Below are 25025 nucleotides of genomic sequence, written 5' to 3'. Positions count from 1 at the left end.
CCTGCTAGCGATTTCAGTCTGTCAGTCATGAAGATTGTGACTGACACGACGCCATCGCTAGCAGGCTAGCTCCTACAGGGGGGTTGCGGTGCGGCTTTATTCGATGAAGGTCACAACACCGTCAGCCAGCGACTTGACGCGGGCCAGCGATTCAACGCGATAACCCTGCGAATCCAGCTCCGCACGCCCGCCCTGGAACGACTTCTCGATCACGATGCCCAAACCGGCGACGGTGGCGCCAGCCTGCTTGATGATCGAGATCAGCGCCTGGGACGCCTTACCGTTGGCCAGGAAGTCATCGATGATCAGCACGCGGTCGCTGCTGGTCAGGTGACGCGGGGAAATCGCCACGGTGCTTTCGGTCTGCTTGGTGAACGAGTAGACGGTCGCCGACAGCAGGTTTTCAGTCAGGGTCAGGGACTGGTGTTTGCGGGCGAAAATCACCGGCACACCCAGGTTCAGACCGGTCATGATCGCCGGGGCAATGCCCGAGGCTTCGATGGTGACGATCTTGGTGATGCCCGAATCCTTGAACAGCGTGGCGAATTCGTCGCCGATCAGCTTCATCAGGGCCGGGTCGATCTGGTGGTTCAAAAAGGCGTCGACCTTCAGGACCTGGTCGGAAAGCACGATGCCTTCTTCGCGAATTTTCTTGTGCAGGGCTTCCATGAAGCTGTCCTCTGTTGGCGCTTTGTGCGCCCTAAGGTTGTAAAAAAGTGGTCAATTCTAGCGCTTTAACATCGCGCGTATATCCGCCAATGCGCTATTGCCCCGCACGGCTTTGACTTCGGTCGGTGTATCGTCGTTGCCTTCCCACGCCAGATCGTCCGGCGGCAGCTCATCGAGGAAGCGGCTGGGCGCGCAATCAATGATCTCACCATACTGCTTACGCTTGGCGGCGAAGGTGAACGCCAGCGTTTGACGTGCGCGGGTAATACCCACGTAGGCCAGGCGGCGTTCTTCTTCGATGGTGTCGGCTTCGATGCTGGAGCGGTGCGGGAGGATTTCCTCTTCCATGCCCATGATGAACACGTAGGGGAATTCCAGGCCTTTGGACGCATGCAAGGTCATCATCTGCACGCCTTCGGCGCCGTCTTCTTCTTCCTGCTGACGTTCGAGCATGTCGCGCAGGACGAGTTTGCCGATGGCGTCTTCGACGGTCATTTCGCCGTCTTCGTCTTTTTCCAGGGTGTTCTTCAGCGCCTCGATCAGGAACCAGACGTTACCCATGCGGTAATCGGCGGCCTTGTCGCTGGAGCTGTTGGTGCGCAGCCAGTTCTCGTAGTCGATGTCCATGACCATGCTGCGCAGGGCTGAAATCGGGTCTTCGCCCGCGCACTGCTCGCGCACCCGGTCCATGAAACGCTTGAAGCGCGACAGGCGATCGGTGAAGCGGCTGTCCAGATGCTCGCCCAAGCCGATTTCATCGGTGGCGGCGTACATCGAGATCTTGCGTTCGGTGGAGTAGTTGCCGAGCTTTTCCAGCGTGGTCGAGCCGATTTCGCGGCGCGGTACGTTGATCACCCGCAGGAAGGCGTTGTCGTCGTCAGGGTTCACGATCAGGCGGAAGTACGCCATCAGGTCTTTGACTTCCTGACGCCCGAAGAAGCTGTTGCCACCGGACAGGCGATACGGCACCTGGTGATGCTGCAACTTCAGCTCGATCAGCTTGGCCTGGTAGTTGCCGCGATAGAGGATCGCAAAGTCGCTGTACGGGCGATCGGTGCGCAAGTGCAGGCTGAGGATTTCCACGGCCACGCGCTCGGCTTCGGCGTCTTCGTTGCGGCAACGGATCACGCGGATCTCGTCGCCGTGACCCATCTCGCTCCACAGCTGCTTTTCGAATTCGTGCGGGTTGTTCGAGATCAACACGTTGGCGCAGCGCAGGATGCGGCTGGTGGAGCGGTAGTTCTGCTCCAGCATCACCACTTTCAGGGACGGGTAATCGTCCTTGAGCAGCATCAGGTTTTCCGGCCGCGCACCCCGCCAGGCGTAGATCGACTGGTCGTCGTCGCCTACCACGGTGAACTGGTTGCGTTTGCCGATGAGCATTTTCACCAGCAAATATTGGCTGGCGTTGGTGTCCTGGTATTCGTCGACCAGCAGGTAACGCACCTTGTTCTGCCACTTTTCCAGGATGTCGGCGTGCTCTTCAAACAGCTTCACCGGCAGCAGGATCAGGTCGTCGAAGTCCACCGCGTTGAACGCCTTGAGCGTGCGCTGGTAGTGGGTGTAGACGATGGCAGCGGTCTGCTCCTTGGGGTTGCGCGCGTTTTCCAGGGCCTGGGGCGGCAGGATCAGGTCGTTTTTCCAGGCGCCGATCATGTTCTTGATCTCGTCGACGCCGTCTTCGCCCGAGTATTCCTTCTGCATGATGTCGGTCATCAGGGCTTTGACGTCGGTCTCGTCGAAAATCGAGAAGCCCGGTTTGTAGCCCAGCCGCACGTGTTCCTTGCGGATGATGTTCAGGCCCAGGTTGTGGAAGGTGCAGACGGTCAGCCCGCGGCCTTCGCCGGCGCGCAGCAGGGTGCCGACCCGCTCCTTCATCTCGCGTGCGGCCTTGTTGGTGAAGGTCATGGCGACGATGTACTGGGCGCGGATGCCGCAGTTCTGGATCAGGTGCGCGATTTTGCGCGTGATCACGCTGGTCTTGCCGGAGCCTGCGCCGGCGAGCACCAATAGAGGGCCGCCGACGTAGTTCACGGCTTCTTGCTGCCGGGGATTGAGTCGGGACATACGTAAATTCAGAAGTCAGTCACGAAATGGGCCGGCATTTTAACAGGCTCAGCGAATTGTGCTGCTCTGTCCGACTTGTGACGTACAACGCTTTCTGTATTTGCCGGTTTTGTTACTTTCACGCAGGATGCGCAATAAATTTGCGGCTAATGTTCGTAATTCCAGATACAAAGACCGCGTTTTGATAATTGATGTCATTGCCATTGGTTATCGGCACGGCATAATGCCGGTCGCCTACATCTTTGCAGAGTCTAGGGAGCTAGCTTGTCTACGCCTGTCGAACCCTTGCGTTTGCTGTTACTGGCCGAAGAGCCAGCGTGGGCAGCGTTGTTGCGCGAGTGTCTGGCTCCGATGGGGAGCACGGCCGTGCTTATCAGTGCGCCGAGCTGGGACTCGGTCAGCAGTCTGTTCGATGACAACCGCAGCGCGGTGTTATTGACGATCCCGGCACTTCAGCCGGCACCCGGCCGTTGCAATCTGCCGACGGTGTTGCTGCTGGATCACGAGCCCCAGACCCCGCCCGATGGCGTGAGTGACTGGTTGGTGCGCGATCTGCTCGATCACGGCATGTTGCGCCGTTGCCTGCGCCATGTGCGCGAACGTGGCGTGCTGGAAAACACCCTGCAACGCCTGGCCGAGCAAGACCCGCTGACCGGCATCGCCAATCGCCAGGGTTTTCAGACCTTGCTGACAGCGCGGCTGGCGGAAAACGACGGGCGCGGTCTGGCTCTCGGTCACCTCGACCTCGACAATTTCCGTTACGCCAATGATGCCCTCGGTCATCAGGCCGGTGACCGCCTGATCCTGCAAGTGGTGGCGCGGCTCAAGAGCCAGCTTGAGGCCGGCGATCAGTTGGCGCGCCTGGGCAGTGATGAATTTGCTCTGCTGATCGACACTCGTCGCGCTCCCCAGCGTGCCGAGTGGATGGCCGAGCGCATCAGCGAAGCATTGGCCGAGCCTTATTGGGTCGATGGCGAAAGCCTGCTGATCGGCTCCAGCCTGGGCATTGCCCATGCACGGGCCCAGGCCGGTGCGGACCCGCTGATGTGGCACGCGCACATCGCCATGCAACAGGCCAAGAGCACCCAGGGCTGCACCTTTCACATTTTCAACGAACGCATCAACCGCAATGCCCGCAGCATCGCCGACCTTGAAAGCGAACTGCGCCGGGCGTTGCGTCGTGACGAACTGGAACTGCATTACCAGCCACGGCTGAACCTTGAAGACGGGGAGATCGTCGGCCTCGAAGCCCTGGTCCGTTGGCGTCATGCCGAGCGCGGTTTGCTGCCACCGAGTGAATTCGTGCCGCTGGCCGAGCAAAGCGGCCTGATCGTGCCGCTGGGCTACTGGGTGATTTCCCGGGCGTTGCGCGACATGCAGGCGTTGCTTGAACTGGGCTTGCCGCCGCTGCACATGGCAATCAACCTGTCGTTCCGCCAGTTCCAGGACAGCCAGTTGCTCTCGACCCTGAGCCGTTTGATCGCCGAACGCGGTGTCGAGGCGCAATGGCTGGAATTCGAATTGACCGAAACCGCGGTCATGCGTCGCAGCGATCTGGTCAAGCAGACCATGGACGCCCTCGGGCGCCTCGGTGTGCGCTTCTCCCTCGACGACTTCGGAACGGGTTTTTCGTCGTTCGTGCACCTCAACAGCCTGCCGATCACGCTGCTGAAGATCGACAAGAGCTTTGTCGGCGGCATGGAGCAGCGCGAGGAGAACCGCAAACTGGTCCACGCGATGATCAACCTGGCGCACAACCTCAACCTCGAGGTCGTGGCTGAAGGCGTGGAAACGCCGGAGCAGCTGGATTTGTTGCGCGGGTTTGATTGCGATCAGGTGCAAGGGTATTTGATCAGCAAACCGTTGCCGCTGGCCGAGTTGGTGGAGTACCTGACGTTCGACGCCAGACAGCAGCCGATGATGGAAATCGTTAGTTAAGGCGCCACAAGTCACCTGTAGGAGCTGGCTTGCCGGCGATGATGGCCTGACAGCCAGCGATGATGTGACGGTCATCGCTATCGCTGGCAAGCCAGCTCCTACAGGGATCTCAGTCTGGCTGAGCGACTGTGAAACCGTTCCGTTGCGCTGGCTCGCGCTCGATCATCCGTTTCATCTTCCACTCAAATCCAAGCGTCAGGCTCACCGCCGCGCACGCCAGCCCCAGCGCCAAACCCCACCAGACGCCGGTCGGTCCCCAGTTCAGGTGAAACGCCATCCACCAGGCCGCAGGCGCGCCAATCAGCCAGTAGCAACCCAGGCCGACGAGGAACGTGGTCTTCGCATCCTTGAGCCCGCGAATGCAACCCATGGCAATGGTTTGCACGCCGTCGAACAGCTCGAACCACGCGGCCACCGCCAACAGGCTCACCGCCAGACTGATGACTTCGCGGAAGGCCGGGTCATTGTGGTCGAGGAACAGACCCACCAATTGATTCGGCAGCAGCCAGAACACCATCGCGAAACACAACATCGCCACCGCGCCGAAGACTATGCCGACACGGCCAGCCAGGCGTGCGCTCAACAGTTGCCCGGCGCCGTAGTGCTGACCGATGCGCATGGTGATCGCGTAAGAAATCCCCGCCGGCACCATGAACGCCACCGACACGATCTGCAGGGCGATCTGGTGCGCGCCCAGTTGCGTACTGCCCATGGTGCCCATGCACAGCGCGGCGAAAGCAAACAGCCCGACTTCCACCGCATAGGTGCCACCAATCGGCAGGCCCAGGCGCCACAGCTCCTTCAGGTACTGACGGTTGAGTCGCGATAGACCCTGGCGCAGCGGATAGTCGTTGTAGGCCGAGTGCCGACGGATGTGCCACGCCAGTGCCAGCGCCATGAGGTTGGCGACAATCGCCGTCACGAGCCCGATCCCCATCAGCCCCAGTTTTGGCAGGCCGAACATGCCGGTGATCAACGCATAGTTGAGCAAGAAGTTGGCGACCGTACCGCCCACGCTGATGACCATTACCGGTGTTGCGCGGCCGATGGCACTGGTGAACCCGCGCAGGGCCATGAAGCTCAGGTAACCGGGCAGAGCGAACGGCAGGAAGATCAAAAACTGACCGGCCGCGTTGACGTTGGTTTCGGTTTGGCCAAACAGCAGCAGGACCGGTTTGAGGTTCCACAGCAGCAGGCCGGCAACCAGTGCCATCAGCCACGCCAGCCATAACCCGGCCTGGGTCAATCGGGTCGCTCCGAGGATGTCGCCGGCACCTTGCCGGATCGCCACCAGGGTGCCGACCGCGGCAATCACGCCGATGCAGAAAATCGACACGAACGAATAGGTCGCCGCACCGAGCCCGCCACCGGCCAGCGCCTCGGGACTCAGGCGCGCCATCATCAATGTGTCGGTGAGGACCATCAACATGTGCGCCAACTGCGAGGCAATCAACGGCCCCGCCAGCCGCAGGATGGCCCAGAGTTCAATACGCGCTGGATGCTGCATGGTCATCACGCTCGAATATCAGAGAGAACAGGAAAGCGTCGATTCTCGGCGCTTTGCGGGGATTGCACAAAGGGATAAAAAGGATAGATGGCATGATTCAAACTCATGCTGAATAGTTTCTGCTAGGGTTGGCGAGTCCCGCTGTAGGAGCATTCCTGATGTCACGTCGTCTTCCTCCCTTGTATGCCCTGCGCGCATTCGAAGCGGCGGCGCGGCACAGTTCGTTTACCCGCGCCGCCGAAGAACTGTCGATCACCCAAAGTGCGGTCAGCCGGCATATTCGTACGCTGGAAGATCATTTTGCCTGCCGCTTGTTTCACCGCAGTGGCCGCAACCTGCAACTGACCGAGTCGGCCCGTTTGCTGTTGCCGGGTATTCGCGAGGGTTTCACAGCCCTGGAGCGGGCCTGCAACACCCTGCGTGCCGAAGACGACATCCTGCGCATGAAAGCCCCGTCGACCCTGACCATGCGCTGGTTGCTGGCGCGCCTCAGCCGCTTCCGTCATCTGCAACCGGGCAACGAAGTGCAATTGACCAGCGCCTGGATGGACATCGATACGGTGGACTTCAATCACGAACCCTTTGACTGTGCCGTCATCCTCAGCAACGGGCATTTTCCTCCGGACTGGGAGACGACTTTCCTATTCCCCGAAGAGCTGATTCCGGTGGGCGCACCGAATCTTCTGAAGGATCAACCGTGGGACGTTGCGCGCCTGGCCAGCGCCGAGCTGCTGCACCCGACGCCGGACCGCCGTGACTGGCGCAAGTGGCTGGAGCGCATGGGCCTGACCGATCAAGTCTCGCTCAAGGGCGGGCAGGTGTTCGACACACTGGAACTGGGCATGATTGCTGCCGCCCGAGGCTATGGTGTGTCCATGGGCGATTTGCTGATGGTGGCGGAGGATGTTGCGCAGGGACGTCTGAGTTTGCCGTGGCCGACAGCCGTCGCCAGCGGTGAGAATTATTACCTGGTCTGGCCGAAAACCCGCCCTGGAGGTGAACGTTTGCGCCGCCTCAGCGTTTTCCTCTTGGGTGAGGTTCGGGCCATGGAATTACCGGCGGTCGAGCACCTGAGCTGAATCGATGTGGCACTGTGGCTGTGACTGCCTAGGGGCTGGAAAGCCTGGCGCAGACTTGCGGCATGATGTTGACCGGTTTCGTTGAGGCGCCTCTGAGATAGCCATCGCGAGCAGGCTCCAACACTGTATTTGTGATCGACACAAACCCTGTGGGAGCGAGCCTGCTCGCGAATGGGGTCACTTCATTTCAGCATGCTCCCAAGCTAATCACACTTGGCATTGCTGGATAATTCCTTGCTTGCCTGTTTCAACTGGTTGCCCAGTTCAGCCGCGTTGGTGCTGTTGTAAACCCGGCCGCCGGTGTTTTCAGCGATGCAACGTGACGGGCCGCCAACACCGATTTTCACCACGTTGACCCGCAGGCGCGGTTGTTCCCTGGCGATTCGACGGGATACCGCGCAAACGTCCTGCCCGCAACCGTCTTCTCCGTCGACAAACATCACGATAACCGCATCGTTATTGCGCCCGTCGACGGTACTCGCCGCGTGGGCCAGGCTGTCGGCCAGCGGTGTGCCATCGTCGGGAACCAGACCTCGAATCCCGTTGATCAGCCTCGGGCGGTCGCCGAACCTGAACACACCCCGGTCCGGTGTTCTTTCGCAGCCGGCGAAGGTGATCAGGCGTGTGTCGATCTTCGGGTCCAGCCCGTTGATCATGCTGGCCAGCGAGTCCTTGGCGACGTCCATGCGGCTGGGTCTGGCGGTGAGCCGCATGGTGCGGTTCGGGTCCAGGAGCTTGTTGAGGTCACTACCGAAGAACCAGTCCTCGTCGGCTTTCACTGACTTGATGTTCAAGTTCATCGAACCCGAGGTGTCGAGCACCACCACGAATTGCGGGATCTCTGAGTTCGGCGCATTTTTACGGCATGCGAAGTTGTCCAGCGTTGGGGCTGGTGGCGGGGCAGCCACTACCGGTTTGGGTGGTGGAACCGGTTTGGGTGGCGGGATCGGCTTGGGTTCCGGTGCTGGTTTTGGTGGCGGGACCGGCTTGGGTTCCGGTACTGGTACTGGTACCGGTTCTGGCGCGGGTGCTGGTACCGGAGCAGGTTTCGGTTCCGGTTCCACGACAGGCTCGGGAGCAGGTTCAACCGGTTTCTCAACCGGCGTCACCACTGGCGCCACTGGCGCGACAGGCGGAACCACAACAACCGGCTCACGGTGCAGGAACCACCAGAGCCAGAGCGCCAGAAGCAGCAGCAACAACGCGAGCAAGGCCGCCGCGATCCACCAGCCTCGACGCGATGGCGGCACGACCGGAGCGAGAGGTACCACCGGCGGCACGATCGGTTTGGGCGGACGCAGGTTCCAGCGCACCACCAAAGGCTCACCGTTGAGGCTGTAGAGTTTGTCCAGCTCAGGCGCGCCGAGCAGGCTGCGCAGGTCATCCGCTTCCGTCGGTTGACCGCGTTTTTGCAGTTCGTCCGCCAGCTGTCCAAGGGACGTCTGTCGCACTTCATAGGTTTCCAGCAACCGTCGTTGCGCGTCCTCGTTGAGGTCGGCATAGGGCGTGGGTTGGCCGCCCAGTTCGGTCCACCATTCCAGCACGTCGCCGCTGCCCATTCGCGGGATGGCAAACAGACTGGCGACGGTCGGCGGAAAGTGTTTCTGGATGAGGGCGACTTTGGCTTGCAGCGTACTCATCCCCTCCGATGTGGCTTGCGCATCCCTGATGACCCGCTGCATGACGACGATTCCTGAAAAAGTGCAGGCATCCGTCGGGATGCCCTGCGGGGTGAAAAGTTACTCTTCGTAGCCGAGGCTGAATTGCAGCTGATTGACCTTCTTCTGCAACGTTTTCAGCTCTTGCTGCTTGGCCGCCAGCGTCGCTGGGGTTGATTGGGTCGTTGGCGCCGCTTGCGAAGCCTTGAGCTGCTTCTCGAGGTCGGCAATTTGCTTCTGCACCTGGGCTTCATTGCCACGGCGGGCCTTGAGCGAGGTCAGCAGTTGCGCCAGCGACTGATTCAGCGCCGCCTGGGATTTCTGCTGGCTGGCCAGATCGGTCTTGGTGCTGAGTTGTTGGGCCTGAATGTTCTCGTACACCTGATGGAACATTGCGTTTTGCTGGCGGGACTCGCTCAGGGCCAGTTCCTTCTGCTTGACCTGATCGCTGTAACCACCGGAGTAGTCGCAATTCATCTTGGTCAGCATGCTGCTGTCGCGATTGGTTGCATCGCACTCGCCGGGCGCGGTCGCGCAACCGCTCAGGGCCAGGACGGCGGTGATAACCACCAGTTTTCGTAGCGTCATGTGCTTAGCCCAGTGTGATTGCGGAGCGTTGGCTGTACAGAGCATCGACTTCCTTCTGGAGGGTGACGACTTTCTGGTTCATTTTCTGAATGTTCATGTCCACCTGCCTGATCTCGGCGCTGGTGCCTTGTGAGCGCTCGGCGTCTGCCACTTTGCTGTACTCGGTGACTTTGGTACGCATGTTGGCAAGGTCTTTACGCAGGCGTGCGATGTCCGAATCGATCCCGGCGATTTGCGCCTGAGCCCTGGACTTGTCGACCCTCTTGTTGGCGATGTCCTTTTTGATCTGGGCGATTTGCGCCTGGTCATCATTGATCACTTGCTGAGCGGTCGCGGTACGGGCGATCACCTTCTGCGTGTCTTGCTCGACGTCGCTGTTCATTTTCGCCAAACGGGTGGTGGTGTCGGCGTATTCGGCGCGACGTTGATCCAGGTAATAGTTGGCGCCCATGGCCACGCCGCACGCGGTAATACCGGCGGCGACGACGCACACGGTTTTGTTGTTGCTGTTGGACAGTGCGCAAGCGAGGATGGCGACACCGGCGCCGACGGCGCAGGCCTGGTATCCGGACTTGCTGAAGAAATCTGCGTCATTGCCCTGGGTCAGGCGCGGGTCGGCACCGTCGCCCTCGCCGAGCATGGAGCTGCCAGTGTTGGCGCAACCGGTCATTAGCAGGCTGCCGGCGACTACGAAAGCGATCTGTAGCTTGAAGCGAGTCCAAAGGCTGCGCGACATGGTGAAACTCCTACATAACGGTGTTGACGCGTTGTTATTGAGTGACGGTTTTGCAGCTGGTCAGCCAGGCTTCAGTGTCGATTTTCTGCTTTTGCAGGAACGCCTTCTGATTGGCCCAGTGGGTGCGCAAGTAAGGCTTGAGGTCTTGCAGCTGTTTGTTGCGGCTGATGATTTCTTCCATCACCGGGACTTGCGTTTCAAGCAGTGGCTGGCCGTACAAGGTAGCCGATTCCACCAGGCTACTGGCGTAGTAACGGCTGAGTTTGTGCAGGCGATCCTTTTGCTCTTCGAGCTTGCCTTTACGCATGTCGCAACTGGCGTCTTTGTCCGCGCCTTCGCAATTGAGCTTGTAGTTTTTTTGCAGGAAGTCCACGTACTGGCCATCGTCGAGCATCTTGGTGCACAGGAAAGCACCCAGGTTGAGGCTGGCACGGATCGCCTGGTCGCGGGTTTCTTCCTGCTGCTGGTTGCTGGCACGCAGCTGGCTTTCCAAGGCCTTGAGTTTTTCCTTGAGCGCTTTGTCTTCGACGCCCGAGGCGAGGCTGTTCAGGGATTGTACGGTGCCTTTGTCGGCGGATTCGGGGTCCTTGCTGCCGGTGCCGAGTTTCTTCCAGCTGCTTTCGATGCTGGCGACCCGTTCGCGAGAGGTGAGGGTCGGTGAGACCATGACCAAGCGCAGGCCGGTGGTCTTGTTTTTCACCTGGCCTTCGGCGTTGTAATACGGCTCTTCCTGGCGCAATGCCGTACGCAGGTCGGCTTGCGCGGTCAGGTAGTTGCCGCCACGGACGACGTAGCCGCCGGCCTGACCGTGCTGGCGGTCGAGTTTGTTCAGGCGAAACGGCTCGAACATCATTTCGTCGACGTTACCGAGCATGTCATGCAGGCCCAGCGAGTTGGGCTTTTGCAGACCGGTCAATTGCACTTTGCCGTTGGACGATTGCGCCCCGGCGAACCACTCGTAGGCGTTGATGCCTTCAGGCATCGGGTAGTGCGTGTCGCGGAATTCAGCGGCACTGACTTCCAGCCCGCCGCGTGCGGCGAACTCCCATTCGACTTCGGTTGGCAGGCGCAGAAAGCCTTGCGCGCCGTCTTCCTTGGGCAGCTTGCCGGCGGCGTTTTTGCGCAGCCACAGGTTGTACTTGTCGGCGGCGTCGATGGCTTGCACCCAGCTCACCGCCGTTTGCGGCAAGCGCATCTTGGTGGCGGCGGTGGGGCAGGTCGCTTCGGTCAGCGCGGCGTATTGCAACTGACTCATCTCGTACTTGGCCATCAGGTAGTAGCGGGATTTGTCGTTCTTGGCCCCGGTAAAACTGCCGGCGATAAAGGTCGGACGGGTCTGTTCGACATAGCCGTATTCCGCGCCGTCCTGACCGATGTTGATCGGGTAGTCATCCAGGGGGCCGGCGACCGGAATGAACACCTTGCGAAACACCATCGAGCCTTCGCAGGGCATTGGCAGCACCACGTCGGCGGCGTCTGGCATCGGGTTGTAATACTTCGCTTCCCAGCCTGCCGCCGAGGCGCAAAGCACGTAGCCGAGGCTCAGGGGCAACAGCAAGCCAAAACGTTTATAGCTCACGCAGACTCTCCGCAGGTTGGATGTTGATGGCTCGCAGGGCGCCGATCGCGGCCACCCATGCAGCGACCAGGAAGGTCAGGAGCAGGGCGGCAACGCCATGCCAAGCGGTAATGTGGCAAACGAAGGTGCCGGTCGCCTGGCTGTTGCCGAGCAAGTAGTCGAACAAATGACTGCCCACAGCATAAAACCCCAGCCCGCCAATGTAGCCGGCAAGGCTCAGCACCAGCGCTTGCAGGACCACGAAACCGCCAACGGCCCGGCGTTTGAAACCCAGCAGGCGCAGGACCGCCAGGCTTTTGCGTTTACGGTCGATGTTGGCCAGGAACGCGCCCACCATCGACGCCACGCAGCCGATCAGTGCCGCCATGGCGATTACACCGAAGATCAGCCCCAGCACATGGTTGATGGCTTTGACGTTGTCGATGTCGGCCAGTCGGCTGGAGGTTTCGATGTGTTGTTCGTTGAGCCAGTGTTCCAGCGGTGCGACCTGATCGATGTCGCGCGCATAAACGCGGGCGCGGGCATACAACGGTTGCAGATTACCCTGAGGCTTGCCGGTGTCAACGCCGAACCCACTGACCTGGTAGCCGTCGCGAAAGCGCTCCAGATCCAGCAGCAGCGGCGGGGCGACAAACCCGGCAGCGCGACCGAAGCGGGCACCGTCGAGCACGGCCAGTACCGTCAGCGTCATCTCGCCACGTTCATTGACACCGTCCAGGCGGCGCAAGGCCCGCATCTGCACGCTGTCGCCTACCTTGGCCTGCAAGCGTTGCGCTGCGCTGGCGCTGAGGATCACTTGATTGCCGACGGGGTTGAGTGACGCCAGGTTCAGTTGTGGGTCGCCCGGCTCGGTCGCGATGATTTCTGCGCCTTCGACAAACCGTTGCATGCCAATCTGCAAGTCAGCCTGGGTATTGAGGGAGCGGGTCTGGCCGAGGGCAAAACCGGTCTCGGGGCGCTGGCGCAAACGCTCGATCCAGGCCGTGTCGTAATTGCCGTTGCTGAGCATTTTCACTTCAAGGTTGCGCGGGTCACGCAGCAGTTCGTCCTGCAGCTGGCTGACCACCCCGTGTTTGAGCCCGAACAGCAGCAATAACGGTGCGATCACCGCCACCAGGGACGCGGCGATGCACAGCGAGACCTTGCGGTCGTGCCAGAGGTCTTGCAGCGCCAGTGAGCCCAGCAGGTGCAAGCGATCAGTCCATCGGTTCAAACAGAGTCTCTCCCTGGCGGCTGATAGCGCCGAGTCGCGGCAAGCCGAAATCTTTCAGCAAGGCCCAGTCATGGGACACAACGAGTGCGCTCAGGCCCATGCTCGACACCAGGCTCAGCAGCAACTCGAACAAACGCCGGGCACTGTGAGGGTCGAGCGCGGCGGTCGGCTCGTCGGCCAACAGCAGCAGCGGTTCATGGGCAATTGCCCGAACGCAGGCCACGCGCTGGCGTTCACCGATCGACAAGGCCTGTGGTTGTTTATCCAGCAACCCTTGCAGGCGCAACACATCAACGGCGTGGTCGATGTGCTCGCTCTTCGCCGGCATCCCGAGCAAACGGCGCGGCAGGCTGATGTTGTCCCGCACGCTCAGGAATGGCAGCAAGCCGCCGCTCTGCAAAATGAATCCCAAATGCCGTGAACGCACCGCTGCCAGAGCAGGCTGGTCGTCAGTCGCCAGCAGATGGGCGATATCCTGAGCGGGCGCCGCGCCCAGTCGAAAGCGCTCGAGTTCCACTGGCGCGAGCAACAGGCCGATGGCTTCGAGCAACGTGCTTTTGCCACTGCCGCTTTCGCCGGTGATGGCGAGGATTTCCCCGGCGCCAACCTGCAAGTGCGGCAATCGCACGTGATGAGCCTGTGCGCCTTCACCACGGCGCACCAGCAGGTTCTTGATATCAAGCATGGGCGTCTCGTTAAGGCATCATTTCCAGTGGTACGGGGTAGACGTTATCCCGCGCATCGCTGTCCTTGGCCAACGCTACCCAGCGGTCGACATCGGCGTTGTAACGCTGGTAATGCCGCAGTTTGGTGTTCAGCGTGCGGATGAATTTCTCTTGCGCCAGACCGTCCCAGCTCTTCCAGGTCTCTTCATCCAGGTTCAGCACTTCACTGTGATAAGGCAGGTCTTCGAGGTATTCGCCGAGGACGCCCATGTCCGCCAGTTTGGCGTTGCCGTTCTGTTTGAGCTGATTGGGATCGGCGCCCATGGTCGCCGCCACGGAACGCAGGCGATCGAACATTTCCGTCGGCGAAATCAGGCCTTCGTTGGCGGCATCGAGAATCTGCTTCATCACGTCGCTCAAGTCGCTGAGCTGGGATTTGGTCAGCAGCACCCGCACATCGGTGGTCGGAATGTTCTGCTTGATCAGGTCGCGGTCAGTGATCCACGCCTTGAACACCGGCGGGGCCTTGCTGTTGGTCTTCTCGCCGAGGTAGGCGAGTTGCATGGCGTGGCCGATCAGCGCCGCGTCTTCGAGCATTTTCTTCTCGGCCGGGTCCTGCTTGGCATTCGCCGCGCTGCCGATGGCGTCCTCGCCCATGTAGGCGGCTTTCACCTGTGTCGTGATCGCACCGGCCAGGGCGTCAACCTTGCGCCCGAATTCTTGCACATCCCCAGCATTCACCGGGTAGTACAGCGAGGTATTGGTGCCCGGGTAGGTCGACAGGTTCTGGTACTGCGCCTCGGCCTTGGCGTGGTCCTTGGCCCCGGCCGGGGTTTTCAGGTGCAGGGTGTAAATCGCCACGCCCGGGTTGGCGGCTTCCATACGCACCTGTGAGGCACTCAAACCGGTCTTCGACAGCTTGTCGTCACCTTCGATGGCGCCCGCGTCAGTGATCAGCACCACGTAGCGCGCGCCGAACTGGTTCCAGTCGACCTTGTCGATGCTCTCCATGACGCCAGCAAACGAGTCTTCATCGAAACTGCTGCTCGACACGGTAGCCTGCTTGAGGTCGGCGATTTTGGCGAAAAAGTCGGCGCTGTCTTTCACCCTGGTAGGGTCGGCGTACATTTTGGTGGTGTATTCCAGCCCAGGTACCGCCTGGGTGTTGGAGCGGAAAGCCACCAGGCCGAATTTGACCTGCTTGCCGAGATTCTGCGCTTCAATCTTCTGGTAAACCTTGCGGATCGCCTCGCGGGTGCGGTCGATGTAGGGGTCCATCGAAATCGTCGAGTCGATGACAAATACCACGGCCGCACTGAATTCCTTCAGCTGGTTGGCCTTTTTCTCTTCGGCTTCCTTGCTGCCGGCAGCGCTGGTTGCAGCACCACCCTTGGCGCTCTTGTCATCCGGCTTGCTGACGGAGGCGACGTTGAGCAGGCGCGTGCGGAAACCGCTTTCGGTCATGACTTCTTCGCCACTGAGCACCGGCAGCAGGTAGAACTGCTTTTGCAGGTCGACGAAGTATTCAGGTTCTTCAGCCAGTACGCCCGGTGCTTGCTGGCCCTTTTTCAGCGTGGCCCGCAGCGGCGCGACTTTGCTGACCGGGTCCGGTGCATCAAGAATGCCTTCGACGGTGGCGCGGTCCTTGAAGAACAACAGCCGGTCACGGTTGGCCGGATTGGTGAAGGCCAGCGTCAGCTGCATCTTCCAGTCGGTGGTGCAGCTTGCAGGCAGCCAGCCAATGGTTTTGCCATAGCTGTCGGGGCCGACTTTCAGCCATTCGGCGTTGCCTGCTTGCGCGCGCTCGTACACATAAAAGCGGCTGAAGACGGGTTGTGCGTCACCTTCGGTACCGCCCGCCGTCGGGCTGGTCTTGCAGCCCGGCGTGGTCAGCACGCGTTGAAACAGGGTCTTTTTACCGGCCTGGATCAGCGGTTTGTCACCGGCCTGGGACAGCGGGCTGATGCACAGTGCGAGCAAGGCGGCACCGCTCAGCAGGAATCGACTCATGGGCGAACGGATCACTTCTGCAACTCCTCGAAGCGCTGCTTGGCTTCGGTGTTGTTCGGGTCCTGGGTGAGGATGGTTTCGTACCAGTAGGCGGCGGTGGCGTTGTCCGCGGTCGGGAAGCACTCGCTGGCCTTCAGGTATTTAGGGTCGTATTCGCGGGCATAAGCATTGGCGATCAGCGTGTCACCGGCCTGGGCACGGTTGGCGTACAGACGCTGGGCGACGCCGCAGTGTTTACCGGCCTTGGCCTGGTTGATGATCTCCAGCAACCTGGCGCTGTCGGGGGCCGCCTTGATGCAGGTCTGGACGAAGGTCAACTCGGGCAGACTGTTCATGCTGTCGAGGGTGCAGGCTTGAGCATCGGCGCCGGCGGGTGCGGCGGCAGTGGCGGTAACCGCAGGGGCCGGGGTGCGTTTGTAGAACCAGAATCCGGCACCCGCTGCCAGCAACAACACCACAATCAACAGACCGATCAGGCCTTTGTTGCTTTTCTTCACCGGTGGAGGCGGCGGCGTGTAGGCGGGCTCGGTGAGCACCGACTCCAACTCCACTTCGGGTTCGGCGGTGGACAAGACCAGTTCAGGCATGTCCGGGATCTCCGGGATCTCCACCGGTGGTACGCTCGGCGTCGTCAGTTCGGCGCTGCCGTAGGTCGAGCGCGTCTGGCCGCCGGCCGTGGACGGCAGCAGCCCAACGCCTGGGCGAACCACGCCTTTATCGGCATGACCGTGGTTCTGTTGGCGCAGTTCGATCTGGAATTGCGAATTGGCGCCGCCTTCCAGCAGCGGGTCGACCACGTTCGGGCCGACCTGCGTTTCCAGGGCTTCGTCGTTGGCCGTGAGGTTGAAACGCGAGACCTTGAACCAGAATGGATTGTTGCTCCAGGTCTTGTGGTCCTGGAGGTAAAAACCGTCCTGGTTACGCTGAATGGAAAACTCCAGTTGTTCCTCGTCACCCTGCCATTTCTTCACAGTGAGGCGGGCCTGGCCAGGCACATTGGGCTCTAACGCGAGCAGGTCGACACGAATGGGCATTGCTTATCTCGCTGCGAAGGCTGTGAGCACTTGGCCCAGCCGTTCGTTCTGTTCAGGGGTGATTTCTCGTCCGGCACCATGGCCGGCATTGTCCTGCGTGATGTAGGCCAGGCCCGAGAGCCAGTCGCCCAGATACCGCTGCGCCTGATTCGCCGGTTGCGCCGGCAGCACGGGCACTTGTCCCGGGCCAATGTCGGTGTAGAACGAAAACAATGGCTCCTTGGCCCCGGCGCGGCTGTTTGGGCGCTCGCTCACCGGTTTCTGGAGGTAGCCGAACCAGGACACGTAATCGCGCAGCACCCGTTGCACTTCCAGTACCTGGCGCTCGACCAGTTGATCGCGCCGCGCGCCGCTTTGTGCACGTTTGAGGACGGCGCGGCTCAGTTGCCCCGGCAAGTCCTGGCGATAACCGGCGGTGATCAGTTCATCGACCACCGCTTCCAGCAAGGCCTTTTCCAGCCCCAGCAGGTTGAGCAGGCTTTGCCGGGTGGTCAGTTCACGCAGGTGTGCGATCCAGGCCTTGAACGCCGCTTTGGCGAAACGGTGCTCGTTGCTTTGCAGTTCGGGCGCCGGGGTGCCGGTTTTGCTGCTGACGGGCGCTTCGTGGCTGAGGTCGTCACTGAAATCGAAATTGAAACCGGCGTCGTTGCCATACAGGCTCTGGCTCGGTGTCGGGGCGACCGGCTCTTTCGCGGCCGGCACGTCATCGGTTTCGTACACGCCGCTGAGGTACAGGTCGCGGACCTCTTCGCTCGGTATGTCGAGTTGATCGATCAATTCGCCAAGTACTGCCGGACGACGACCCAGGCCTGTCAGAATCATTTGCGCCTTGGCTTTCTTGGCGGCTGCGGCGCTGTCGTCGTCGGCGTGGTACCAGGTGCTGAGGCCGTGAGTGGTCAGACCTTCGAGGCATTCGCTCAATTGCTCGCGGATGCGCTGCAATTTGAATTCGATATTGGCCACGCCTTTGAAACTGCCGCTGAAGTGGCTGATGCCACCGTCATCGTTGCGCAGCATTTCTGCCCAGGCGTTGGCCGGGTTCTTGATGTGTTTGCACACCAGGGCGTTGCTGGCAAAGCTGGAACCCAGTGCGTCGACACGTTCTTGATAGATGGCGTTGAGGCCGGTTTCCGCGCCGGTCGCGTCTTGCCCGATGAACGCCGCGTCCATACGCGGTTTGCGCACCAGGTAGGTATTCTGGAACGGTGTGCCGGCCCAGTCGTTCATCCAGCTCAGGCTACCGAAGCGCTCCAGCATGGTCAGCTTGACCATGCCGTTCCAGCTCTCGTCGTACTGATCGGGTGTCAGGCTGAGGGAGTTGGTAATGCGCAGGTCGAGCATGGTCAACGCCCAGATCAGCCCGGTGTCGCGCTTGCTGCGAGCGGCCGAGTCGGCGCCCTGGGTTTTTTCGATCCAGCGGGTCAGCACCGGGCCCACGTCGTTGACGTCGCTTTGCTTGGTCGAACCGGTGCAGACCACCAGTGCGTTCATTTCCTGGTTGTCGGTGTAGCGTTCGAACAGATAGGCGACCTTGCCGCGAAGGATCAGCTGGGAAACGGAGTTGTCCTTGGCGGTGGATTGCGGGTCGTTGGAATTGGCGATCTCGTGCAGTTTCTGGCGTCCGCGATAACCGGGGAAGTCCAGCAAGTCGACCTGATTGACGATGTCATCAACCGGCGCTTCGATCAGGGGGAAGGTCATTTCGGCGGTCAGCGCCGCCAGTTGCGCGACAGGTATCGCCTGACTGTTTTGCAGGCGATCGCCAACCAGCGGTCGAACATCGATCGGCAAGTCCTGCGGGCTGCCGAAGCGTTCGAGGATGTCGACGTTCATGATGCTGTCGCGCTGGCTGTATGTGTCGTTTTCGAAACTCACCAAGGCCTTCAACGGTGCGAACACGGTCTCGGGCAGACCCAGCTTGTGCAGCGCGCCGGCCAATTGCTGGTACACGCGCGTCAACTCGCTTTGCTCGCCCCAGAGAATCGAAAACAGCTCGGCCCGTTCCTGGAAATTCAGGCGTGGCGCCAGTTGCAACGCTTTGGGCCAGTACAGGTGCTCAAGCTTCTTCACCGAGTTGCGGAAATTGTCACGCAGGTAATCCCACAGCGACACCAGATCGTCGGCATTGACCCCCGTTTGCAGCGGGCCGGTTTCGCGGCCCTCGAACGGTTTGAGCGCGCGCTGGATGCGTTCTTCGTCGATCTCGTAGGAAATCCGTTCAAGGTCGAAATCCTTGAACCAGGCGTTGGCGAGAATCTTTGCCAGCTCGATTTCCTTGAACAGCGTGAGTTCTACCGGGAAGTCCTTGTCCTGGCTTTCCGTCGCCCGACGGCTGAAGCGCGTTACCAGGCCGGTGGCTTCCTTGCCACCACCCACCGGGTTGATGTGCTTGATGAAGTCCAGGCGATGGTCGCCGAACTCGGTCTCCAGCTTGCCGTTCTGACCGGCGGCGAGGGCCGAAATCAGGTAGGACTTGCCAGCCTGGGACAAACCGAAAAAGCCAATGGTCATCGGCGTACAGGCCACGCGACCGAGGCTTTGGGCCAGGTTGCGGGCGCGGTGCAGGCGGATGTTCAGGTTGTCGGCTTCGCTGTCCAGACGCGGCGCATTGCCGCGCGTCTGGCCTATCCAGTCCAGCGCCTGACCGGCGCCTTCATAAACAGCGGCCCAACTGGCAGAGAGCTGAGTTTGATCGGGGGTCAGGTCATTCATTTGCGTTTCACACTTCCACTGTCGAGCCAGTACTTGGTCTCGCTCAGGCCGGCGTCGAGCATGGTGTTGAGTTCCAGTTCGAGGTCGCTGCGCGGGTTGAAGTTGACGTTGTTGCTGTTGGATTCGATGTCGCGGACCGAGAGGCGGTCGCTGACCAGATCCTGTTTGCGTGTGTATTTGTCTGCCGGTTTGACCTCGAACCGTACCTTGAGCAGCGGCGCGCTGCCGTTTTCACCGATTGCCCGGGAAAACTTCTCCCGACCGGCCTTGGTGAACCGCAAGGTGTACAGCGGCGAGGCGGCCCAACGGTCGGTGGCCAACTGGCGGAAACCGAGGCGCAGGTCACCGCGCATTTCCAGCTGTGGTGTGTCGGCGCCGTCGCCCGTGCCGATTTCCGGCAGCTTTATTTTGTAGTCTTCGGACTGGATGTCGCGGTACAGCACGTCGGCATCCTTGATCACGTTGTTCAGGTCGATGACGCCGATGTGCTTGACCGTCGAATACGGCTTGAGCGCCGATGCCCGGAAGTAGAAGTTCGGCACGCTGTGGTTGGCGCACAACAGGCAGAGCATGGCGCCGACCGAGGCGGTGCTTTTCGGGTCGTCGATCCGGCCGTTCTTGTGAAACGGATACCAGCCGCCGGTACGGTAGTTTTGCAGCGCCAGAATACGCCCCGGCGGCAGCGGCAACACCTTGCGAATGAACGCCTGGATGCCGGGCAGGCGCGAAGGACGGCCGGTCAGCAGCAAAACATCACACGGGTAATGCGCGACCACTTCACACAGCGCACCAAGGATCTTGGTGATGTTGATCTGATCATTGAGGAACGCGGCGTGGAGCTTTTGCAGGTCGAAGCTGATCGGCGCGGCATACAGGTCGAAACCGCTTTGACCGCCGACATCGCGACGCACGGCGGCATTGACGTAGTCCAGCACGGTCTGGCTGATTGCGTTGTCACCGAGCAGTTGGCGGTAGCTTTGCGGGGTGACTGCTTGCGGGACCTGCGGATCGTAATGCTCGTACGCCTTGAGCAGTGCCAGGCCCAGCGGGGCGAACACCTGGAGGTTCAATTGCTGGCGCAGGATCATGTCCTGGGCGCTGACCGATTCATCGCCACACAACCGTGACATCAGCGAATCCGCAGCTTTCACGCCAGCGTTCTGCAAGGCTTTTTCGAAACTCGGCAGGACGAAGTCCTGAATCACGTCCAGCAGGATGTCGTCACCGGCCACTTTGAAACCATCGCGAAAACGCTGTTCGGGCACGATGTGCACGTTGCTGCCGCTGCCGGTATTACCCGCGCGGTCGAGGCGATAGTCGGTGATCACCAGGTCGGTGGTGCCACCGCCGATGTCGATGGTCGCGAGGGTGATGCGTTGGCGGTCGGCCTTGTCCGGCCGGGCGATGGTGTCGAAAAACTCTTCCGGATGACCGGCGAAGTTCTCGTTGACCTCGGTGTACAGGTACACCAACTGGCCGCAGGACGCTTCGTCCCATTCCACGCGGATACTCGGGATCGGCGTGCGTGGGCTGACGGCCTGATCCTGATGTGGATCTTCCTCGCCGGCATGCCAGCCGAGGCTTTTCCACACCAGGCCGATGGCTTGCAGCATGCGTTCGTTGAGGATGCTGCGCTCGGCCTGCGGCATGCCCGGCGGTACGGTCAGCGTGATGCTGTTGAGTTGGCGCGGCACGCGGGTGTGACCCTGGCGCGAACGCTGGGCCGGGCTGTTGATTTGCGACAGCGCCTGGGCCAGCACTTCGGCGAGCATGAAGGTCATTAGCGAGCTGCGTGAATAACGCGGCATGAACACCGGCAGACGATCGTCTTCTTCGAGGCTGTATAGCGCCTCGCCGGTTTCGTTGATCAGGTGCGAGAACGGCGCGGCGGTGGCGTACGGCTCGTTGTCGGTCTTTATGTACGAGCAGTTGAAACGCCAGCCGTGGCCATAGGCGTTTTCGTCCCACAGATAGCGTTTCGGGCTGGACAGGCCGGTGGAGCCTTCGGTGCCGCGACGACGACTGGCCAGACGACTGGCCTCATTGCCGACGCGGGCAATCGTCGCCCATTGGAACGCATCGTGACGACCGCTCTTGACCGAGCAGTGGTCTTTGCCGAAATACGCCTGGGCGAACTCCACGCGGCTTTCAAACGGCAGGTTGTAGGTGTGTTCGGGGGTGATCAGGTCACGCAGTTCCAGCACGTAATTCTGCTTCAGTCCGGAGCCGGCCTGACCGTGGTTTTCGATCAGGATGCCGCAGGTGCGCGAGTTGCCGACGTCCAGCACCAGGTCCACTGGAATCGGTTTGACCAGGCCATTGCTATCGTTGGCGACCACTTTCAGCTCAGGGATTTCAACTTTCGCCCGGGCTTTCGACGGCTGGGCGGATGACGGTTTGCTCAACAGGCTGAGCAAGTTGAGGTAGTGCGCCAGGTGATAGTTGGCACGGATATCGATGTCCAACTCTGCGCGCGAACGGTGGGCATTGCCCTCATTGAACACTTCCAGCAACCACTCGTTGACCCACGGCTGTGCCAGAAACCAGCGGGTTTCGCTAGCCTTGGTCGCCAGTTTGAAAGATACGCCGGAGCTGATGTCTTCTTCGTTTGGCGCCAGATATGCAGTGCCGTCACGCTTGGGCATCACACGGCTGTCGAACGCCATCGTCAGGCGGTGGGTGTTGCCGTCGATGTCGGGAGTTGCCAGTTTCACCAAGCGCATGCGCGACCAGTTGGTAGGGCCTTCGTCGAAGCGATGCGGCGGCATGAAACGGAAAAACGGGGTCGGCAGCCAGATACCGTCGAGTAAATCGAGGCTGCTTTTCATGTCGACGCTGAACGCAGGTTTGGCCTTTTCGACCTTTTCCGGTTCGGGCTCGTAGAAAAAGAAGTCTTTCTCTTCGTTATACGCCAGGCGGCAGATCAGCCCGCTGATCATCGGTGCGAACTCACCCGCCGGTTCCTTGCGGGGATCCAGGCGCAGGGCGAAATCCATGAACTGGATGCCGGTGTCGCTGACCAGCGTGACGGTGTCTTCGAATTGAGTGACTTCAGGCAACATGTCGGGTTATTCCGTTTTTATTCGGCCACTTGCCGCATGGACATGGGGAATTGATCTTTTCCGTAACCGCCGGTGCAGTCCGCGACCGTGGTCGCCCCTGGGCGGCAGTTGACCTTGGGCATGTCGTAAGTGCTGCCATCGCCGCAAACGGCCTGGCCCTGACTGTCGATGGCCAGGCTGCCACCCTTCATAGTAGCGCTCACCGGCCCACTGCATTTCGAGCCGTCGGCCTGGTGTACGGTGACTTGGCCCTTACCGTCCTTGAGCTGGTATTCCAGACGCAGCGGTTTGCCGGTTCGGCGGTCCTGTATCCCGGCGCCTGCGTTGTACTGGCCGTCGAGGAACTTGGCGGCTCCGTCGGCGACGTCTGGTGGGATGCTCAGGGGAGGGCCGGCTTTTGCGGCGGCGGATTTTTCTGCCTCGGGCGATGTGACATCCGGCGGCGCGGTTTTGTTTTCGGGGGGGGCGGCTTTGTTTTCGGCTGCCGGGTCTTTGGCCGGGTCTTTGGTCAAGTCGGCGGGTGCTGCGTCAGCCTCGTTACCCTCGACGCCCGGCGTTTCCACACCCTGTGTTCCGGGCACGACGGTGCCGGTTCCTGTGGTGGAGCCTATAACGGTGCCTGTCACAGGAACGCCATTGAGCGTCGTGACATTGCCGGGCAGTTGCGGCTCTTCCAGTTGTTTTTCCACCGGAACGATGCCCTCAGGCAGCAGGTCCACAGCCACTAATGGAATCGGGACGCAACCGCGCAGGCCGAGCAACAGCCACAAAAGCAGCAGCAGGAGCGGCAGCAGCAACAGCCACCACCACCAGCGCCGCCACCACGGACGGGCAACTACCGGCGCAACAACAGGCGCTTCGACCACGGGTGGCAGCGTGAATGCGGGCGGAACTTGATAGAGGCAGTGCAGGGGATCGCTAATGCCGCTACCAGCATGCTCGAACCCCCAAAAGGTCAGCACCGGTTTGCCTTGCACCAGATAGACAAAATTTTCGTCAGGGAAATGAATCACTCGCTTGAGTAGCTTGCCAAAGACGGCTTTGTCGCCTTGCTGCTGCTCACCGGAATCAGTGACCAGGAAACGCTGGCTCAATTCCTCGAGTGCAGTCTTGAGGGCTTCAAGTTGGCGGCGGGCAGGGGCGCGCTCTTCTTCGGTCGCGCTGCTCCACGGGATCACATCGCCGTCGAGGGCGCTGTACCAATCGATCTGGTTGCCGAGCTCATCGCTTTGAGGAATGGCCAGATGATCGACCAAATCGGGGTTCTTGCGGCGAATGGCTTCGCGCAATTGCAGGGCTGCCCGGTAGACCGGTTGACCTGTTTCGCCGAGGGCAGTGAATGACCCGCTCTTACCGCTGCGTAATAGTGCCCCGCGCATTCAAACTCCATACGATCCGTTGCGCAAAAATGACAGACAAATGCGTCTGTACTTGCTCCTGCAATTAGCGGGCGACCTTAGTGTCATCATGACATCGCCGTCAATCTGCCGGAGCTTCAACCGTATGAGACTAACGTAAGCGTGCGGAGGTTGCATAAGGTCAATTTTAATTGGCTTGGGAAGGCTCGGGCGTAAGCTTTATTAAACCTGATGAATCGTTTCATTCGTCATGATTGGAGTTCACCGCTCAAGGACGTGGATCCATTTTTCATCGAACTCAACGGTCGTGGCGGTCTGGGCTGGAGCGCCCGCATCAGCGGCCACTCGATTGAGTGCCGAAGATTGGGTGAAAGAGCAGATCAGTTGGTGCTCGGCCGATACTGCAGCGCCTCAGCCAGATGATCGCGGGTGATGCCTTCAACTTGCTCCAGGTCCGCCAGGGTCCGTGAGACTTTAAGCAGTCGATGGGCCGCTCGCAGCGACAAGGTCAATCGCTCACATGCCGTTTCCAGCCAGGTTTCGTCGGCTGTGGATAACTTGCAGTGTTCGCGCAGGCCCGGCAGATCAAGGAAAGCGTTCGCGCAGCCCTGGCGTTTTTGTTGTCGCTCTCGGGCGTTGGCAACCAGCACTGCGGCTGTTGCGGTGTCATCACCGGGTTTCAGCGCAGGGTTCAACGCTGTGGCTTCCCGAGCGACGGTCAAGTGCAGGTCGATTCGGTCCAGCAGCGGTCCCGACAGTTTGTTGCGGTAACGCTGGACCATGTCCGGTGTACAACTGCATTTGCCGCTGGGCTCGCCAAGATATCCACAGGGGCACGGGTTCATCGCGGCAACCAATTGGAAACGGGCCGGGAAGCGGACACGATCCTTGGCGCGGGAGATTACGATCTGACCGGACTCAAGCGGCTCCCTTAACACCTCCAACACCTTGCGATCGAATTCGGTTCGTCGAGAAATAGAACGCCATGATGGGCGAGGGTTATTTCACCGGGTTGCGGTTTCGAGCCGCTGTCGGCTTCCTAAATAGCTGCGAAAGCACTAGGCTAGAGGCCGTGAGATGCGGTTTTTGATTGCGCAAATAGATGCGAAAAACTTTCAAATTGGATGCGACAGGATTGAAAATGACTCGA

The 25025-nt window shown here is 60.5% G+C and carries 16 protein-coding genes and 1 pseudogene; 2 read left to right on the top strand and 15 right to left on the bottom strand.

Going from position 1 to position 25025, the window contains the following annotated elements:
- Positions 1-96: 96 nt before the first annotated feature.
- Positions 97-669: a xanthine phosphoribosyltransferase gene (locus CKW19_RS09280; protein WP_046038985.1), complete on the bottom strand. Its 573-nt coding sequence runs from the start codon at positions 667-669 to the stop codon at positions 97-99.
- Between the two features lie 57 nt (positions 670-726).
- Positions 727-2736: a DNA helicase Rep gene (gene rep / locus CKW19_RS09275; RefSeq protein WP_095057630.1), complete on the bottom strand. Its 2010-nt coding sequence runs from the start codon at positions 2734-2736 to the stop codon at positions 727-729.
- Positions 2737-3000: 264 nt separating this feature from the next.
- Between rep and CKW19_RS09270 the strand changes: the two genes are divergently transcribed.
- Positions 3001-4674 (top strand): bifunctional diguanylate cyclase/phosphodiesterase, encoded by a 1674-nt coding sequence (locus CKW19_RS09270; RefSeq protein ID WP_095057629.1) that lies wholly within the window; start codon positions 3001-3003, stop codon positions 4672-4674.
- A 109-nt stretch (positions 4675-4783) separates the two neighbouring features.
- Here the strand turns inward: CKW19_RS09270 and CKW19_RS09265 are convergent, their stop codons facing one another.
- Positions 4784-6181, bottom strand: a complete 1398-nt coding sequence (locus CKW19_RS09265; RefSeq protein WP_095057628.1) for a NorM family multidrug efflux MATE transporter — start codon at positions 6179-6181, stop codon at positions 4784-4786.
- 158 nt (positions 6182-6339) lie between these two features.
- On the opposite strand from CKW19_RS09265, the gene CKW19_RS09260 reads away from it, so the two are divergent.
- Positions 6340-7260: a LysR substrate-binding domain-containing protein gene (locus tag CKW19_RS09260; RefSeq protein WP_095057627.1), complete on the top strand. Its 921-nt coding sequence runs from the start codon at positions 6340-6342 to the stop codon at positions 7258-7260.
- 203 nt (positions 7261-7463) lie between these two features.
- On the opposite strand, the gene CKW19_RS09255 is transcribed toward CKW19_RS09260, so the two are convergent.
- From CKW19_RS09255 to CKW19_RS09200, 12 genes and pseudogenes are all read right to left on the bottom strand, one after another.
- A complete protein-coding gene (locus CKW19_RS09255) occupies positions 7464-8942 on the bottom strand; it encodes a VWA domain-containing protein (protein WP_095057626.1) in 1479 nt (492 codons plus the stop codon).
- Positions 8943-8999: 57 nt separating this feature from the next.
- Positions 9000-9506 (bottom strand): hypothetical protein, encoded by a 507-nt coding sequence (locus CKW19_RS09250; RefSeq protein ID WP_095057625.1) that lies wholly within the window; start codon positions 9504-9506, stop codon positions 9000-9002.
- A gap of 4 nt (positions 9507-9510) precedes the next feature.
- Positions 9511-10242, bottom strand: a complete 732-nt coding sequence (locus CKW19_RS09245) for a hypothetical protein (protein ID WP_095057624.1) — start codon at positions 10240-10242, stop codon at positions 9511-9513.
- A 34-nt stretch (positions 10243-10276) separates the two neighbouring features.
- Positions 10277-11821 (bottom strand): SUMF1/EgtB/PvdO family nonheme iron enzyme, encoded by a 1545-nt coding sequence (locus tag CKW19_RS09240; protein WP_095057623.1) that lies wholly within the window; start codon positions 11819-11821, stop codon positions 10277-10279.
- Positions 11811-13034: an ABC transporter permease gene (locus CKW19_RS09235; protein WP_095057622.1), complete on the bottom strand. Its 1224-nt coding sequence runs from the start codon at positions 13032-13034 to the stop codon at positions 11811-11813. The genes CKW19_RS09240 and CKW19_RS09235 overlap by 11 nt, the downstream gene beginning before the upstream one ends.
- Positions 13018-13719, bottom strand: a complete 702-nt coding sequence (locus CKW19_RS09230) for an ABC transporter ATP-binding protein (protein ID WP_095057621.1) — start codon at positions 13717-13719, stop codon at positions 13018-13020. The genes CKW19_RS09235 and CKW19_RS09230 overlap by 17 nt, the downstream gene beginning before the upstream one ends.
- Before the next feature lie 10 nt (positions 13720-13729).
- Entirely contained in the window at positions 13730-15709 is a 1980-nt protein-coding gene (locus CKW19_RS09225) for a vWA domain-containing protein (RefSeq protein WP_095057682.1), read from the bottom strand.
- An 11-nt stretch (positions 15710-15720) separates the two neighbouring features.
- Positions 15721-16743, bottom strand: a complete 1023-nt coding sequence (locus CKW19_RS09220) for a hypothetical protein (RefSeq protein WP_095057620.1) — start codon at positions 16741-16743, stop codon at positions 15721-15723.
- Between the two features lie 3 nt (positions 16744-16746).
- The gene (locus tag CKW19_RS09215; RefSeq protein ID WP_095057619.1) at positions 16747-19455 is read right to left on the bottom strand and encodes a putative virulence factor; all 2709 of its coding nucleotides are present in this window, start codon (positions 19453-19455) and stop codon (positions 16747-16749) included.
- Positions 19452-22517, bottom strand: coding sequence for a virulence factor SrfB (locus tag CKW19_RS09210; RefSeq protein WP_095057618.1), 3066 nt, complete (start codon positions 22515-22517; stop codon positions 19452-19454). Before CKW19_RS09210 ends, CKW19_RS09215 begins: the two co-directional genes overlap by 4 nt.
- Positions 22518-22534: 17 nt before the next feature.
- Positions 22535-23896, bottom strand: a complete 1362-nt coding sequence (locus tag CKW19_RS09205; RefSeq protein ID WP_095057617.1) for an SrfA family protein — start codon at positions 23894-23896, stop codon at positions 22535-22537.
- 359 nt (positions 23897-24255) lie between these two features.
- A pseudogene (locus CKW19_RS09200) lies at positions 24256-24902 on the bottom strand (ATP-binding protein); the annotation flags it as partial.
- Between the last annotated feature and the right edge of the window lie 123 nt (positions 24903-25025).

The sequence above is a fragment of the Pseudomonas sp. Irchel s3f7 genome (assembly GCF_900187615.1).
Classification (GTDB): domain Bacteria; phylum Pseudomonadota; class Gammaproteobacteria; order Pseudomonadales; family Pseudomonadaceae; genus Aquipseudomonas.
The sequence above is the reverse complement of the archived record's forward strand: the minus strand, read 5'-3'. Positions and strand labels throughout refer to the sequence as shown.

What these genes read in the sequence shown, in the direction of transcription:
- CKW19_RS09280 (WP_046038985.1), bottom strand. Translation starts at nt 669, where the DNA reads ATGGAAGCCCTGCACAAGAAAATTCGCGAAGAAGGCATCGTGCTTTCC.
- rep (WP_095057630.1), bottom strand. Translation starts at nt 2,736, where the DNA reads ATGTCCCGACTCAATCCCCGGCAGCAAGAAGCCGTGAACTACGTCGGC.
- CKW19_RS09265 (WP_095057628.1), bottom strand. Translation starts at nt 6,181, where the DNA reads ATGCAGCATCCAGCGCGTATTGAACTCTGGGCCATCCTGCGGCTGGCG.
- CKW19_RS09260 (WP_095057627.1), top strand. Translation starts at nt 6,340, where the DNA reads ATGTCACGTCGTCTTCCTCCCTTGTATGCCCTGCGCGCATTCGAAGCG.
- CKW19_RS09255 (WP_095057626.1), bottom strand. Translation starts at nt 8,942, where the DNA reads ATGCAGCGGGTCATCAGGGATGCGCAAGCCACATCGGAGGGGATGAGT.
- CKW19_RS09250 (WP_095057625.1), bottom strand. Translation starts at nt 9,506, where the DNA reads ATGACGCTACGAAAACTGGTGGTTATCACCGCCGTCCTGGCCCTGAGC.
- CKW19_RS09245 (WP_095057624.1), bottom strand. Translation starts at nt 10,242, where the DNA reads ATGTCGCGCAGCCTTTGGACTCGCTTCAAGCTACAGATCGCTTTCGTA.
- CKW19_RS09230 (WP_095057621.1), bottom strand. Translation starts at nt 13,719, where the DNA reads ATGCTTGATATCAAGAACCTGCTGGTGCGCCGTGGTGAAGGCGCACAG.
- CKW19_RS09225 (WP_095057682.1), bottom strand. Translation starts at nt 15,709, where the DNA reads ATGAGTCGATTCCTGCTGAGCGGTGCCGCCTTGCTCGCACTGTGCATC.
- CKW19_RS09220 (WP_095057620.1), bottom strand. Translation starts at nt 16,743, where the DNA reads ATGCCCATTCGTGTCGACCTGCTCGCGTTAGAGCCCAATGTGCCTGGC.
- CKW19_RS09215 (WP_095057619.1), bottom strand. Translation starts at nt 19,455, where the DNA reads ATGAATGACCTGACCCCCGATCAAACTCAGCTCTCTGCCAGTTGGGCC.
- CKW19_RS09210 (WP_095057618.1), bottom strand. Translation starts at nt 22,517, where the DNA reads ATGTTGCCTGAAGTCACTCAATTCGAAGACACCGTCACGCTGGTCAGC.
- CKW19_RS09205 (WP_095057617.1), bottom strand. Translation starts at nt 23,896, where the DNA reads ATGCGCGGGGCACTATTACGCAGCGGTAAGAGCGGGTCATTCACTGCC.